Source organism: Gardnerella sp. DNF01151 (assembly GCF_049244235.1).
In the GTDB taxonomy this organism is placed as follows: domain Bacteria; phylum Actinomycetota; class Actinomycetes; order Actinomycetales; family Bifidobacteriaceae; genus Bifidobacterium; species Bifidobacterium swidsinskii.
On record NZ_CP058389.1, the window covers coordinates 1,269,738 to 1,285,367 of the forward strand.

At 39.5% G+C, this 15,630-nt stretch carries 12 protein-coding genes; 3 read left to right on the forward strand and 9 right to left on the reverse strand.

Annotated elements, in window-relative coordinates; all coding sequences use genetic code 11:
- Positions 1-43: 43 nt before the first annotated feature.
- Genes HXT37_RS05380 through HXT37_RS05390 form a run of 3 tightly spaced genes read left to right on the forward strand, consistent with a single transcriptional unit; the run spans position 44 to position 2,517 of the window.
- On the forward strand, positions 44-850 hold the full coding sequence (locus HXT37_RS05380) for an energy-coupling factor transporter transmembrane component T (RefSeq protein WP_012914362.1): 807 nt from the start codon (positions 44-46) through the stop codon (positions 848-850).
- Entirely contained in the window at positions 834-1,688 is an 855-nt protein-coding gene (locus tag HXT37_RS05385; protein ID WP_041160522.1) for an energy-coupling factor ABC transporter ATP-binding protein, read from the forward strand. The genes HXT37_RS05380 and HXT37_RS05385 overlap by 17 nt, the downstream gene beginning before the upstream one ends.
- Positions 1,672-2,517, forward strand: coding sequence for an energy-coupling factor ABC transporter ATP-binding protein (locus HXT37_RS05390; RefSeq protein ID WP_012914363.1), 846 nt, complete (start codon positions 1,672-1,674; stop codon positions 2,515-2,517). Before HXT37_RS05385 ends, HXT37_RS05390 begins: the two co-directional genes overlap by 17 nt.
- A gap of 46 nt (positions 2,518-2,563) precedes the next feature.
- Here the strand turns inward: HXT37_RS05390 and HXT37_RS05395 are convergent, their stop codons facing one another.
- The 9 genes from HXT37_RS05395 to HXT37_RS05435 form a co-directional block, all read right to left on the reverse strand.
- Positions 2,564-5,698 (reverse strand): alpha-mannosidase, encoded by a 3,135-nt coding sequence (locus tag HXT37_RS05395; RefSeq protein WP_162863112.1) that lies wholly within the window; start codon positions 5,696-5,698, stop codon positions 2,564-2,566.
- Between the two features lie 90 nt (positions 5,699-5,788).
- Entirely contained in the window at positions 5,789-7,945 is a 2,157-nt protein-coding gene (gene dnaG, locus HXT37_RS05400; RefSeq protein WP_421779388.1) for a DNA primase, read from the reverse strand.
- Positions 7,939-9,222, reverse strand: a complete 1,284-nt coding sequence (locus HXT37_RS05405) for a deoxyguanosinetriphosphate triphosphohydrolase (protein ID WP_102155718.1) — start codon at positions 9,220-9,222, stop codon at positions 7,939-7,941. The genes dnaG and HXT37_RS05405 overlap by 7 nt, the downstream gene beginning before the upstream one ends.
- Positions 9,223-9,283: 61 nt before the next feature.
- Entirely contained in the window at positions 9,284-10,663 is a 1,380-nt protein-coding gene (gene alr / locus HXT37_RS05410) for an alanine racemase (RefSeq protein ID WP_103013834.1), read from the reverse strand.
- 85 nt (positions 10,664-10,748) lie between these two features.
- On the reverse strand, positions 10,749-11,288 hold the full coding sequence (locus tag HXT37_RS05415) for an N-acetyltransferase (protein WP_103013833.1): 540 nt from the start codon (positions 11,286-11,288) through the stop codon (positions 10,749-10,751).
- Between the two features lie 54 nt (positions 11,289-11,342).
- Entirely contained in the window at positions 11,343-11,837 is a 495-nt protein-coding gene (locus HXT37_RS05420; RefSeq protein WP_004118906.1) for an S-ribosylhomocysteine lyase, read from the reverse strand.
- Between the two features lie 116 nt (positions 11,838-11,953).
- Positions 11,954-13,636 (reverse strand): ABC transporter ATP-binding protein, encoded by a 1,683-nt coding sequence (locus HXT37_RS05425; RefSeq protein WP_116440489.1) that lies wholly within the window; start codon positions 13,634-13,636, stop codon positions 11,954-11,956.
- A complete protein-coding gene (locus HXT37_RS05430) occupies positions 13,633-14,508 on the reverse strand; it encodes an ABC transporter permease (RefSeq protein ID WP_415707501.1) in 876 nt (291 codons plus the stop codon). The genes HXT37_RS05425 and HXT37_RS05430 overlap by 4 nt, the downstream gene beginning before the upstream one ends.
- 51 nt (positions 14,509-14,559) lie before the next feature.
- Positions 14,560-15,525, reverse strand: coding sequence for an ABC transporter permease (locus HXT37_RS05435; RefSeq protein WP_076002963.1), 966 nt, complete (start codon positions 15,523-15,525; stop codon positions 14,560-14,562).
- Between the last annotated feature and the right edge of the window lie 105 nt (positions 15,526-15,630).

Consider the following 15,630-nt stretch of genomic DNA (forward strand, 5'->3'; position numbering starts at 1 on the left):
TCGAGTCTACTATATACAGACAAAGATAAAAGTAATTATGCACATGCATTATATAGATACTATTAATCAAGTAAAAAATACAAATACGTTTGTAACGCTGTATCCTACAACAAAATTTATATTGACCATATATTTGATAATAGTAGACATTATATTAAATACTTTTTCATTCACATTATACTATTTACGACTTTTATTGTTCCCCTATTTTCTTGCTCTACTTATTCTGATGATTCTATGCGGAATAAAAAAGAATGGATATAAACTTGTAGCAAGTATAGCCATGTTCTCATTATTTGTTGCAATATTTCAAGTTGCTTTCTATAGACAAGGAAATGCAATATTAAATCTTAATTTTTTGCAAATTACAGATACAGCATTGTCTAATTCTATAACGCTTGGAATGAATACCTTAAACATATCAACTATAGTCATATGGTTTTTCCAAATAACTGATATAGAAGATATTACAATATCTTTAAGCAAACTTGGGATGAGCAATAAAATATGTTTCATAATACTTTCTACTTTCCAAACTATTGATTATTTACAAATGCAAATTAAAGCAATCATAATCTCGCAAAAAAGTCGTGGAATAAACTTTAATGGAAATTTAATACGTAGAATTGGCACATTTACTTCGATTTTGCTTCCAGCATTTATTACTTCACTAATAAACATAGAGCAGCGCATAATGATGCTTGATTCAAGAAATTTTTTTAGTTCAGAAAAAAAGACATATATTAAACAGGTTAATCATAATGGTCACGAAAAATTAGTACTAGCAATAGGAACAATTACACTAGTTTTTCTTATTCTAGGAAGAGTAATTTATGGTTATCTCATATAATATTTGCGATTTTTCATACACTTATCCACTTACTTCAAAACCAGCTTTAAGTAACATAACAATACAGATAGAATCAGGGAAAATATATGGAGTAATTGGAGCTAACGCTTCAGGTAAATCAAGTCTATGCTTATCTCTTAAGGGTTATATTCCTCATTTCTATAAGGGAGAATATTCTGGAAAAATACTATTAAACAACACGATTGATTTAGTAAAATCTGATGAAAGTGGCAGCATAGGCTTTGTATTTAGCGATCCTTTTTCACAGTTAAGTCATATTAAAAAAACCGTATTTGAAGAAATTGCATTCAGCTTAGAAAATCGCAACACCCCTACTCAACAAATAGAGAGTCGAGTTACACAAGTTATGCAATTACTTAACATAGAACAGCTTGCGCTTCAAAACCCACTAAGCCTATCTGGCGGGCAAATTCAACGCGTTGCAATCGCTTGCGTTATAGTGAATAATCCAGAAATACTAATTCTTGACGAACCTACTCTACAACTTGATCCAAAAGAAACTAAGAATATTTATAATTTTCTACAAAAATACAAAGATGAAGGACATACTGTAATAATTAGTGAACAAGATACAAATTTGTTAGCAGAATATGCAGATAATATTATTGTTCTTCAAAATGGTTTTATAACCCATTATGGGAATAAATATGATGTTTTTTATGATGAAACCTTCCCTTCTGACTGTATTGATATTCCAGAAGTCGTCAAAATTGTAAAAAAGTTACGTAATTTTGATATTCAAATAACGCCTAACATAACAGATATAAGCAAATTAATAGTTTTATTGAAGGAGAAATGCAATGAGCACCGCAATTAAATTGGACGATGTAAGTTTTCAATATCCTTCAAATGAAAAAATAAAAAATAAGAACAATAATAAACAAGAAAAATCATGCAAAATTCTAAAACACGTAAATGTAGAATTCGAAAGTGGTGAAGTATGCGCAATAATAGGTAGCAATGGAGCAGGGAAAAGCACTTTAGCCAGAATAATAGACAATTTATTACAGCCAACTTCTGGTGACATAACTATCGAAGGAAAACAATATAAAACATTAAAGCAACACGATATTACATCACTCGTTGGTTATATTTTTCAGAATCCAAATGATCAAATTTTTAACAGCACTGTGCATAAAGAGATTACATATGGGATAAAGAATATAAACAATGATCTTTACCGTCGCATTGTGAATCTTACTGGTTTAAACGATAAAGAAAATACAAACCCATTTAATTTGTCATTCTCTGAAAGAAAATTTATTAACATTGCATCTGCACTGCTAAGAGAACCACATATTATTATTATGGATGAAGTGACTGGCGGGTTGGATAAGCTACAAAAAATGCGACTTGTAAAAATACTTAATTATTTACATACGATAAATGTAACAGTATTATTTATTACCCATGACATGGAATTTGCATACAAAAATTGTCAAAATGCTCTCATACTTGATAATGGAAATGTGCTATACAAAGGGAGCATCGAATCTGCATTTCAGAATGTAGAAATAGTAAGACGCGCGCATATTGACCAACCAATCATAGTGCAGATAATGAATGCGCTCGAAATTAACTATATAAATACAGATAATCCTATATGTGCTTTAGCTAAATATATTGCAAATCGCAATAATCATTAATGTATGTGCAATCACAAGTATCAAAATATAAACAAAAATATCAATATTAAGATGCAATGTGAATGCGCAATGAGCATAGCTGAAAAGGATGTAATTCTATATTTAACACGTCATTATTCTTGTGCAAAGCTACAGGCATACCGTGCAACACGGGCATTTCCATAAGATCCACTTCTTCAATCGAAGCCGCACGCAAGATTTTATTGAGTTTTATTTGCCCACTTGCGCAGCCACCACATGGCTCGTAAATACGCAAAATTATATCTCCAGAACAATCGTCAGCTAGCTTAACCCAATCTAATGCAATTAGACCTGAGTTTCTATGAATCGTAAACAGCGGATCTACATCTGGAAGCTTATCAATAATTGGCGAATTCAAAAAATCAGCTATACTTAGCACTGAATCCATATTTGCATCAGCAATAAATGACCAAGTAAATTCATGCTTACCTTGATCCGTATTTGGATCTGGGTAAAGAGGCGCAGAAAGCAAAGATAATCTGAGCATAGTTCCACAAGATGAAACATAATCGCCAATAGGAGCAGCATCAGCGCCATAAGTAGACGAATTCGCAACTGCAACAGCATAAGAGGAATCTTCTATACGAACAAACCTATGCGTGCATGATTCAAATTTTGCGTCATCACTACGAGTATTTTTTACTATTGGACGTTCAACTAAACCATATTGACACTCATATTGCGCATTATTTGAACATATAGATGTTGGCATATCTACTTTCAAAAATTGCTCTTTAGCTTTCCAATCAACTTGTGCATGGAAATCAAGTCGTTTAACACATGGCTCTAAAATTATATTTGTTTTAATCTTTATATCTTTTTTACATGCCAAGATTTCAACAGACACACCGCCCGATAAAAGTTCTTTAACATCAGCAATTGAGGAATCATCAATCTTACGATTCCTCATAAATGCATCTCTATCAACATCCCACGCATCCCATTGATACGGCTCATCTTTTAGTATCTCGTATTGCGCCATGCGATAACCAGATGGAATTAGCTCGCGATTAAATTTAATATCTTTAACAGAAGATACTGTGCCATCGCGTTCAATAATCACACTTAAAACACTATTATTAAGAATTATTCCACCATCATTTTTGTGTTTTACAGTTGTTTTATTATTTTTACCGCTTTCATTGCATTGATATAAATTCCAAGCGACCTCATTTTTACCTGTATAAGTCAATAACTTTACATTTTCACGCATACTAATCGCGCTAATAGTGCCAGTCGCACTGTTAGCTTTTACAATCGCATGAGCAATATCTGAGATAATCTTACGTAAACAAGAAATATCTCTAGCATATTCTTCTCTAGCTTGCCTATGAACCCATGCAATAGCAGAGCCTGGAAGAATATCGTGGAACTGGTTCAGTAATAAAGTCTTCCAAATTCTAGTAAGCTCATTGCTATTAAAACGGTATTCTGGCGCATAAACTCGAGCTAAAACAACAAGATATTCAGCTACGCGCAACAATGATTCCTCCATGCGGCAATAGCGCTTCATATCTTGCTGAGAAGTAAGAGTTTTCCTATGCAACTCTAGATAAAGCTCACCTTTAAACACTGGTGTATTACCATTTGAATCGTCAACAATATCTTTTCGTATTTTTTCAAACAACTCATCAGGAGTGCCGAAATCAACTCTAGGAGCACCCTCTAAATTACAATCACGCCTAATACGAGCAGTCATTTCGCGAGTAGGTCCGCCACCGCCATCGCCAAAACCGTATAACAATATTGCGTGATCAGATAAATCTTTATCCAAAAAATTGCGTTGAGAATAAACTAACTCATGCATGCTCACAGCTGAAGCATAAGTATTAGATGGAGGAAAATGAGCTAAAATCCTAGAACCGTCTATTCCTTCCCAAAGGAATGAATGATGCGGGAATTTAGTGGTATCGTTCCAAGAAATCTTTTGAGTTAAAAACCAATCAAATCCAGCGCGGCGAGCAAGTTGAGGCAATGCTCCAGTATAGCCAAAACTGTCTGGGAGCCAAATGCCATGAGGTTCAACACCAAGATGCTCCTTAAAATAGCGCTTACCAAAAGTCATTTGGCGAATTAAAGATTCACCGCATGGCATCATTACATCGGACTCAACCCACATACCACCGACAGGTATAAAACGTCCTTCCTTAATCCTATTTTTCATACGCTCAAACAAATCGGGATGCTCGTTTTCTAGCCACTCGTATTGTTGAGCAGAACTCATAGCATAAGTAAAATCAGGATCCTCATCCATAAGAGCTAAAACGTTAGATATTGTGCGTGCAACCTTTCTATGAGTCTCGCGCACAGGCCATTGCCAAGCAGAATCAATATGAGCATGCCCGACAGCCGTATGCTTTATAGAGCTTGCTGCAGCAGGGCAACTTAATACATTAAACAACTCTTTACGAGCATTTTGAACAGTAGAAAAATCATGCTCATCATATGCGTTTAAGGAGAGCTGTAAAGCTTTAGCTAATTTCCAATAACGCGGATTATCATCATTTAATTCGCGCATCAAAGAACTTACAGTCTCAAGATCTATATAATAATCAAAAATATTACGATTAAAAACGGTAACGTCAACATACTTCAACATATATTGGCATTCGGTTTTTCCAGTAGCACAATCTCCTAAATCAGTAGGAGAAAATGGAGCAGATCCTTCAACAAATGGATTGTCTGCAGCTTCTAAATATAAAGTAAAATTACCATTTTCATCAATACTAACAGAACGATTATTATGTTCATCAATCAATGGAACCCAATGATTACAAGGGTTTACAGCTTTGATAACTCTTCCATCGAGATTATATACTAATCCTTCAGCTTGAAAACCAGGAAAAAGATTGCTAATCCAACCTAAATCAACATTTAGCTCAACTTTGCGCCCTTTTACCTTTGAAAAATCAATCGACCCTGTAACTTCAAACCATGTTGTACCCCAAGTTGTTCCCCAAACACCTGGAACATTAAATGAGCTAAACACAATATCGTTTCTTTTTAGCTTAGAAAAGAATTCGTTAGAAGAAATAGGTTCTCCAGCAATCTCATATGCTCGAATTTTACAGTGCGATAAAACAATATTTATATACGGATATAGGCGTTGTTGCATAACTCTTGTACAGCGATTCAACTGCTGCTCAGGTAATAAAAACATTGTTTCTACACTTCTTTCTTACATAGCTACACATTTATATATAAATCGCGTATCTCGGTATATAAAGACAAAACAAGTAATTGATACATCTTATAGAATTTGCGATTGTAAGTTTTTGCGAGCAGCTTCCATTGAAGTAATTTTTCCTAGAAGCTCAAGCTTTTCCTGACCATCCTTGAGTTTCGCCATACGCGCTCTAGCAGCACCGATCCTACGCATATAGCCAATATCAAGAAGGCGAATAAGCAGCTCGTTTGCATACTTACTTTCTGCACTCGTAGCTTTCCGCAAAAAATCTGAAGGAGATCCGTTTGAAACTTGCTGATTCTGTCGATTGCCGGTATCTTCCAATGTATCTGCAGGAGAAGGAAGCGGCAACGGCATTACAGAAAGTTCTGTAATAACGGATTCAAGCAAAGGACCTGCAGCTTTTGTCATCATGTGCAGCCACAATCCTTGCGAAACATTGCCAACTGGCAATCCACCTGCAGCTACAAATGCCTGAAACAGCGTACGAAATACTGGTGTAATAAAATTGTTCAAAGTCAATTGCGCAAATAATTTTTCATCAAAAGCAAGCGGAACTTGCAAAAGTAACGCCATAAATTGTTGTTCGCACATAAATACAGCATCATCCACACGATAATAATGCTGATTTTTAGCAGAACTTTTAATAATTCCCATGCGAGAAGCTTTAAAACCTGCATTACGATCGTCATGAATTTGCTGACCAAAAGGCGGAATAACGTTATGCTTTTGCGCATAAGCATCGTCGTCACGCACTTTCAAACGTCTACGCGCAGACTCAACTTCATTGCGCATAACAGCTAAATCAACGCCAATTGAGCGCACGGCTTTGCGCATATACAAGTCAAGCAGCGAACGGTCTCGAATTTGCGCAATAAGAGGAGCGACAGCCTTTATAGCGCCCATTTGACCAGTAGTGTACGAAGTCTCAAAACGATTAATTACTGTGTCAATAACGAAATCGTATAGCGGACTTGCATGTGCAACAAGCGAACGCACAGCGTCGTCACCGCGCTGAATACGCAAATCGCAAGGATCGAGATTATTGTCTGCTACAGCAACAAAAGTTTGCGTCAAAAACGCAGAATCCAAACCAAAAGCGTGTAGCGCAGCCTTTTGACCTGCAGCATCACCGTCGAAAGTAAAAACGATGCGCGAACTTACAGACTGTCCATCTACCTTCAGCGGACCAACAAGCTGAATTGCACCCAAAGAATCGTCTGCAATAAGGCGGCGCACAATTTTTGCATGCTCAACGCCAAACGCAGTTCCGCAAGTTGCAACTGCAGTATCAATACCAGCTAAATGGCATGCCATAACGTCCGTGTAGCCTTCGACAATTACAACTTGACGCTTTTTTACAATATTTGCTTTAGCTAAGTCAATTCCGTACAAAACTTGCGTTTTTCGATACAGTGCAGTATCGGGAGTGTTAATATATTTTGCGCTAATGGAGTCGTCGTCATAAAGCTTTCTTGCACCAAAGCCAAGAGTTCGACCAGTCGAGTCGCGAATAGGCCAAGTTAAGCGACCGCGGAAATAGTCATATATTCCGCGCTGACCGAGTCTAGCGAGACCAGCATTAAGAAGTTCTTGACGCGTAAAACCTTTATTTGCCAAATATCTAACTAAATTATCCCAGCCTTTAGGCGCGTAACCACAAGAAAAACGCGCACTTTGTTGCGGAGTAAAGTTTCGCCCTGCAAGTAATTCGCGCGCAGGAGCTGCCTCTTTAGTGCCGAGATTTGAAACGAAAAACTTTTGCGCTTCTTCATTTGCTTCTAAAAGCCTGGCTCGTTTAGAACCGCGCGCTTGAGAATCATTATTTTGCTCCTGCTTATAATGCATCTCAATGTGATAACGATCTGCTAAAAACTCGACCGCTTCACGAAAATCAATATTCTCTTTTTGCTCAACGTACTTAAATACATCGCCGCCAGCGCCGCAACCGAAACAGTGCCATACTCCCAAGCTTGGTCGCACACTAAAACTTGGCGTTTTTTCATCGTGGAATGGGCAAAGACCTACAAAAGTGCCAGTTCCGGAAGGCTTAAGCGTCACTGTTGCAGACACAATGTCATACAAATCTGCCGCAGCGCGCACGCGCTCAATGTCTTCTTTCACAATCATTCCAACCATGCTATCTAGCTTATCGCAAATCTGCGGCGAGTGGTAAATTTCTTCGCCAGTGCTGGAAACTCCTAGTGGATTCGTTAGCACAAAGCCGCGTGAAGAGTTGTAGCAGAACCGTCTGTAAGACTTGCTACTTGGTCGATTGCAACACGAAGACGCTCATCATCGTTAGTGCACTCGTTCCAATCTCCCACGAATACTTCCTCCATTGCATCGTGCGAGCGCGGCGACTTGCTCATAAATACTTCTACTAAATCTGTCAAAATTTTCTGTTCGCGCTTATAAACTTCACGCTCTCGAGGGGCGATTATAAAGTGCACAGCTAAGCTTTTCAGCATCACAATTTCGTAGGAAGTATTTTCCGGAATCACAAGGTTTGCTCGGTAGCGAACAAGCGGACCGTTGCCATAACGCTCACGCGTAGCGTGCTCAACAGAGCTTGCAAAACGACCAATAAGAGCACTAGTAATATTTTTCAGCTGCGCTAGCGCTCGACGAGAACCGTCGAAAGAATTAGGAAACATGTGAAGCGAGCGCAAACGTTTCAAAGCATCCAAAAGTTTATCTACATCCCAACGCTCACCATACCATGCGTGGGTTTCTTCAATAACTTCATCTACAACTTTTGAATCTGCAACTAAAGCCGGATTAAAAGCGCCGGTTACAATCGCATCCTCAATATCATGCACACTGTAAGCAATGTCGTCTGAAAGATCCATTATTTGACATTCCATTGGTTTTGCTTCGCATGGAGCACCAATTTTCAGCCATTCAAACACATCTCGATCATCCGGATATACGCAGAATTTCAAATCACGCTCGCCTTTATCGTGTGCTTTTGCTTCTTCTAATCCCCACGGATACTTCACTGCAGCATCTAATGCTGCGCGCGTAAGATTTACTCCTGCACTACTGCCGTTTTCACGAAAAACTTTCGGTTCCAAGCGCGTAAGTAAGCGAAGAGTTTGTGCGTTTCCTTCAAATCCACCAATATTTTTCGCTAATTCTGCGAGCGCGCGTTCCCCGTTATGGCCAAATGGTGGGTGCCCTAAGTCGTGCGATAAACAAGCGCAATCAACAACATCCGGATCGCATCCAAGCATTGCTGCAATTTGCCTACCAATTTGCGCAACTTCCAAAGTATGTGTCAAGCGAGTGCGAGCAAAATCATCCGAGCCTGCAACTAAAACCTGGCTTTTTGCACCCAATCGACGAAGAGCAGACGAGTGTATGATTCGCGCGCGATCTCGTTCAAAAGGCGTTCTCACACGAGTGTGATGAGGCTCACTCGCCCAGCGCTCAGTATCATGCAAATCGTATTCGCCAACGATCTCATTATCCGATGCAATTACTTCGTCGCACATACAGCACCTCTTTTATTTGCAATTAAGGCTATTTTAACCTTCTAAAACAAGCAGCAACAAACTATATAAGACTTTTTGCGTCCAGTTTTGCAATATCGCTAGAAGATAGCACTTCATAAGCGTTGCGGTAAAGCCGCGGCACGCGAGGCCCAATTCCAGTCATGATTTCGTAGCTGATTGTTCCTGCAGCTTCTGCCCAATCGTCTGCAGTAGGCTCAGCAAATTCCACGCCTCTTCCAGGTCCAAAAAGCGTTACAGTATCGCCTTCTCGAACGCCTAACTCTGAAGCATCTCCTTTTAAATCGACTATGAACTGATCCATACAAACTCGCCCAGAAACGTTCAAAATTCGCGCACCTTTATTGGTTTCTACTCTAACTGGTCCGCCCGGCTTATCAATATGACGAGCACCTTGCATATCAAATCCAGAGGCAGAACGCAAAATTCCGTCAGCGTAGCCAAGCGGCACGATAGCAGTACTCGTATTATTTGGAGTTAAATACGTACGCCCGTAGGAAATTCCATGCCCTTCTTCTACAGCTTTTACAGTGCCAAGTTGCGCTTGAAGCGTCATAGCTGGTTGCAATCCATAAGTTTGCGAATCCCCCATTGCAGGATCCGGCTCGTATCCGTACAAACCAATTCCTGGACGAACAAGTTCAAAATGAATTTCAGGACGATTAAGCGTTGCAGCAGTATTCGCTAAATGGCGGATTTTAGGTGCTAAACCAGCTTCACTCATGCGATTTGTAAACTCGTGGAATTGTTGGATTTGCCGGTCGGTTGCATCTACAAATTCTGGAACGTCCGGCGAATCTGCCACAGCTAAGTGACTCCATTGACCAATAACCTCAATTACACCTTCGCTCGCATACTGCTTTAACTTTGCTAAAGCGGCACTAAAACCTTCTGGCGTAAAACCGTTTCGTCCAAAACCAGTATCGACTTTTACGTGCACGCGAGCAGACTTTGCTAAATTACGTGCAGCAAAAGCTACAGCATCAAGAGAGTCAATAGAGCCTACAGAAATATCGATATCTGCTGTAATCAAATCTGCAAATCTCGTAGTTGGAGCACTAGTAAGCCAAGTGAGAATATGACAACGGCTAGAATCAATACCAGCTGCACGCAAACGTAACGCCTCGTACGGTTGAGCTGTGCCAAGCCAAGTAGCACCTCCAGCTAAAGCCGCGAGCGCACTAGGAATAAGCCCGTGACCGTATCCATCTGCTTTTACGACTCCCATAACTTCCGGCGCATTCTGACCAGGCTGCAAATCTTGCAAAACGCGCGCAACCAAAGTGCGCATATTGTCTCGAAGCGCCTTCAAATCAACAATTACCTGCCCGGGGTATACGCTTAACGCGCGAGCATAGTTTGCTTCTAACATTGCCGCATTACTTGCACTATTACTTACCGCATTACTTAAATCTGTACTCATAACTCACCTAACCGATTTAGTATGCTTTTAATGCTACATGCTCTTTTGCATACTCTCTATAAGCTTTTTAAGAACACATGCGCATTCATATGACATGATTAAGCGTTTGCAACCATTGGTATGCAATACGTACTGCACTGTGTGCGCGATCTGGAATAACGACCAACCCACAACGACTAAACCCTGCACGCGTAATTACTTTTTGCATAATTACGTTATCTGGATGCGTGTCAATGCGTACATTATTATAGTTTTGCTGCACCCAATGCAAGCACGCTGTTGCCATTTTTGGTTTTATTCCCGAAGATGCTAAGCGGTGAATTGTTACATAGGGGGAAATATCATCAAGCCACGCACCGTCAATACTGGCATACACTTCATCAACACCTTCGCATAATGCGAATTGCGCTAGAATACGCTCGTTACATGATTCTGGGTCCTCGTCAACAATCAAATAGAAACGTTTTAAACGAATATCCTCAATAACACTTGAAACAAGTGGAAAACTATTCCCCCACTGATGAGGATTGCCTGTAACACGCATAAATTTGCGAGCATTTTCATAAATATGCTCAATATTTCGCAAGTCACCAAGAGTTGCTTTTCTCAATGTTATATCTTCCATGTCAACCTCTAAAAAGAAAGCAAATAAAACTACGCAAAATTAGCTAATTATTACTTACACAAGTTTGCGCTCAAAAGGATCCGAACTAATTCCCTTCGCTAGAATATCTTTACACCATTGACTAGCACCAAATAAACTGTGGTCTCTATAGTTGCCGCAAGATTCAATAGTTGTTGCAGGAACATCATCCCAGGTGGCATTAAACGCAATAAACTCAAGAGATTCCTTTAAAGCGCGCGCCACATCTTCTGTGCTATGTTCACCCCAAGTTAGCAGATGAAAACCAGTTCTGCAACCAAAAGGTGAGCAATCAATATAGCCATCAATACGCTCGCGAAGTAACACTGCAATCATATGCTCAATTGTGTGCAAAGCTGCAGTAGGAATCGCTTCCTCATTAGGCTGCGTTAAACGAATATCATAGTTGGAAATAACATCCCCATTAGGACCTTTTTGCGTATTGATATAGCGCACATAAGGTGCTTTTACTTTAGTATGATCTAGTTCAAAACTTTCTGGTCTAGGTCTAGACGCATCCTGCTTATTCATAAGTATTCCCTTCGCTTAACTACACAATAAACAACGTACTCTTTACGTACTAAGTACTTCTATAGTAGACGGTAGTTGCCTAATTAGTTGAAAGATTTATTAGTTGAAAGATTTATTTACATGATTGCTGCGTTTACAAGAGCACGAGTATAGTCATTTTGTGGATTATTGAGCACATCATTTACACTGCCACATTCCACAACTTTTCCTTCATTAAGAACAATAACTCGCGTTGCTAAATGCCGAATCATACCCAAATCATGACTTACAAATATGCATGACATGCTTTTACGCTCGGAGCGAATGGACGCAAAAGCGTCTAAAATGCGAGTTCTTTCAGCAACGTCAATTGCACTCATAGGCTCATCAGCAAGCAAAACTCGAGGATTATTGATTAATGCGCGAGCAATACAAACACATTGCGCTTGACCACCAGAAAGCTCGTGAGGGTGACGTTCCAAAAAATCTTCAGGCTTTAAGCCTACTAATTTCAACATTTCGCAAACACGCTGCTCAATAGTTGCATCGTCTAATTTAAGCGATTTTCGCCATATTCTAAGAGGCTCAGCAACACTTTTTTGAACTGTCCAGTGTGGATCCAATGCAGCAAACGGATGCTGAAATACAAGCGACGATTCGCGTCTCATAAGCGTACAAGCATTTTTATTTACTTCTAATAAATTTGCATTATTTACGATTTCACCGCAATAAGTAACGTTACCTTCGCAAAGAGTTTCAAGCCCCAACATAGCGCGTATAAGAGTTGTTTTGCCGGAACCAGATCCGCCAATAATCGCCAAAGATTCGCCAATATTAAGATTTAAATCTACACCGCTTAACACTTCAGCACGAGTTTTTGCTCGACCTAAAGTAACGTGAATATTTTTTGCATTTATAAGCGAATTTTCTTCACTGTTGCCAATATGGGAATTAAATTTCTTAAAATCAGCGTTTTCAGAATCAACGTTTGCAGAACCAGTATTTGCAGAACCCACTTTTGCAGAATCTAAATTTTTAGAACCCAAATTTTGCGCTCTAAAAGTCAACTTTTTAGCAGCACTCACTAATTGTTTAGTAGAAGAAATACGCGGATTATCAAGCAAATTCTTAACATTTTCACTATCGACCACACGCCCAGAATCGAGCACATAGCACCGATTAGCAGCATGCGAAAGCACAGAAAAATCGTGCGTTACAAAAAGCATTGAAGCGCCCATATCATCTACAAGTGAAGCAAGCATTCGCACAACTTCACTTTGTGTAACCGAGTCAAGCGCAGTAGTAGGCTCATCAGCCAAAATCAAACGCGGAGAGGTGATCAAAGCTGTAGCAATACCAACTCGCTGCTGTTGACCTCCAGAAAGCTCAAACGTGCGTTGAGATGCGAGATTTTTCGACAACCCTACTTTTTCAAGCATCATGCATACTCGATTGTGAATATCGTCATCATCTAGATTGTAATGTATTCGCAAAGGCAAAGAAATTTGTTTTTCAACGCTTAACATTGGATTAAGCGCTCTATTAGCTTGCTGAAATACTACACCAACGTATTTTCCACGAATAGAAGCTAAATTTTCATCTTTTGCTTTCACTGTTTGAAGATTGCCAAGCATACAAGAGCCTGAAATTTCAGCATTTGACGGCAATAATCCAGTTATAGCTCGAATTAGCATAGATTTGCCAGAGCCAGAAGAACCAACTAAGCCAACACGCTCACCGTCAGAAATCTCAATTGATACGTTGTCAAGAATTAGTTTTCCGCCAAGTTTTAGCGTGAGATTTTGAATATTTAAGCTCATTTTTCCCCTACTTTATTCGCACTTTTTGATGAAGGATCTAAAACTTTGCGCAATACGTCACCAAAAAGATTAAGAGCAACAACAACTACAGTCACAATCAAACCTGGCCAGACAACCGATAAAGGATTTACGTGAATTAACGAAACAGAAGTAGCCAACACGCGCCCCCAGCTGGGAACTCCAGCAGGAACTCCAATACCCAAGTATGTTAAGCCACTTTCAGCCAAAATAACAGTTCCTGCAGAAAGAGAAAGCTCAACAAATGCAACAGGAATAATATTTGGTAAAACATGATGAATAAGAACATATTTACGCGATGAACCTTGCAAAACAGCTGAAGTCACATAATCAGATTGCAACGCAAGCTGCGCACTCGGCCGTACAATACGTGCTAAATTCAAGCCATAGCCAGTTCCACAAGCAATAACAATCACAACAACACTAGCTCCAAACGGAACTGCAAGCATAAGCGCAATTAAAACAGTTGGAATAGAAATCAATGCGTCAACAGACATAATGCTTATTGTGCGAACCATTTGTGAACTAGAAATCATAAAGCTCAAAACAACAAACCCAACACAAGCAGCAACTAGAACAGTAGAAAAAACGAGAATCAGCTCAATTCTTGAACCTGCCATAAGCCAACTAAGCATATCCGAACCAGTGCCGTCCGTGCCAAGCCAATGCGAAAAAGACGGCTTCTGCCATACTTTAAAACCGTTAGTTTCTAAAAGTGAGTACGGAGTCCATAAAAGCGAAAGCAAAGCAACAAAAAACCATATTGCAAACGTTAAACACACAAATTTACCGAAAGTAGCATTCCATACACGCTTACATAAAGTAGATTTTACTTTGATACTTTTTTTAGACATATTGCACATAAAAACTCACCTTATTCGCATGTTAGATTCAACAATAGGAAATTAATTCAAACTATCTTTAGATAACCTAGGATCAAGTAGTCGGTGCGTAATGTCAACTACAAAGCCGATTAGTAAGAACAATGCAGCAAGCATAAAAAGCTCACCTTGCACTGCAATTAGATCACGCAAACCAACATCTCGAACCATTCCCGTACCAATACCAGGTAAGGAAAACAGGTTTTCAATAACCATCACGCCCATGACCATATGAGCGAAAGTTAAACCAATAACAGATACAAGTTGAGGAAGAGCAAGCCGCAAACCAACACGCCACACAACTTGTTTGCGAGTCATTCCGCAAGCCATAGCTTGAGAAGCTACTTCACTTTTAACAATATTTTCAACAGTTGCAGCAGTGTAACGCATAAAACTAGAGCCAACAATAAGTCCTACTGTAAGAGCCGGAATAAGAAGAGACGCAAAAGCTTCAGGAAATTCGCTCCAGCCATCTGTAGGGAAACCTTGAGTTGGCAGCAAGCTGAACACGCCAATACCGCGTCCTAATAGCAAAATAAGTAGCATGCAACCCCATAATGCTGGAACAGAGCCTGCTGTAATAGCCAAAAAGCGCATAATTGCCTGTGGAAGTTTGCCTTCATGAGTAATTTGCAAACATCCAAGTGAAATACCAACTACTAAAGCAATAAACAGACCCAAAAGAATCAGCGGAAAAGTAATAGAAGCACGCATCGCAATAGTTGAACTTACAGAACGACCAGTCAACATAGACACACCAAAGTCACCGCGGAAAACACCACAGATCCAGTCAACATACTGCGTAAAAAGTGGTTTATTAATACCAAGTTCTGCTCTAAGCTCCTCTACTTTTCCGCGAGGAGCGTTTAAGCCGGCCATAACTTGCGCAACATCGCCTGGAAGTACACGTAACGATATGAAAATAACTACAGAAATGCCAAGTAAAGCAAGAAGAAACAGCAATACTCTGTAGCAAATCATACGAAACATAAAATGCCTACTTTCTATGTTCTTCTAGTCGAAACACACCACAAATACACAAATTCGGACACTAGTGCAGTTTGCGCGCTGCGCGAGTGTCTTATTTTGCCCATT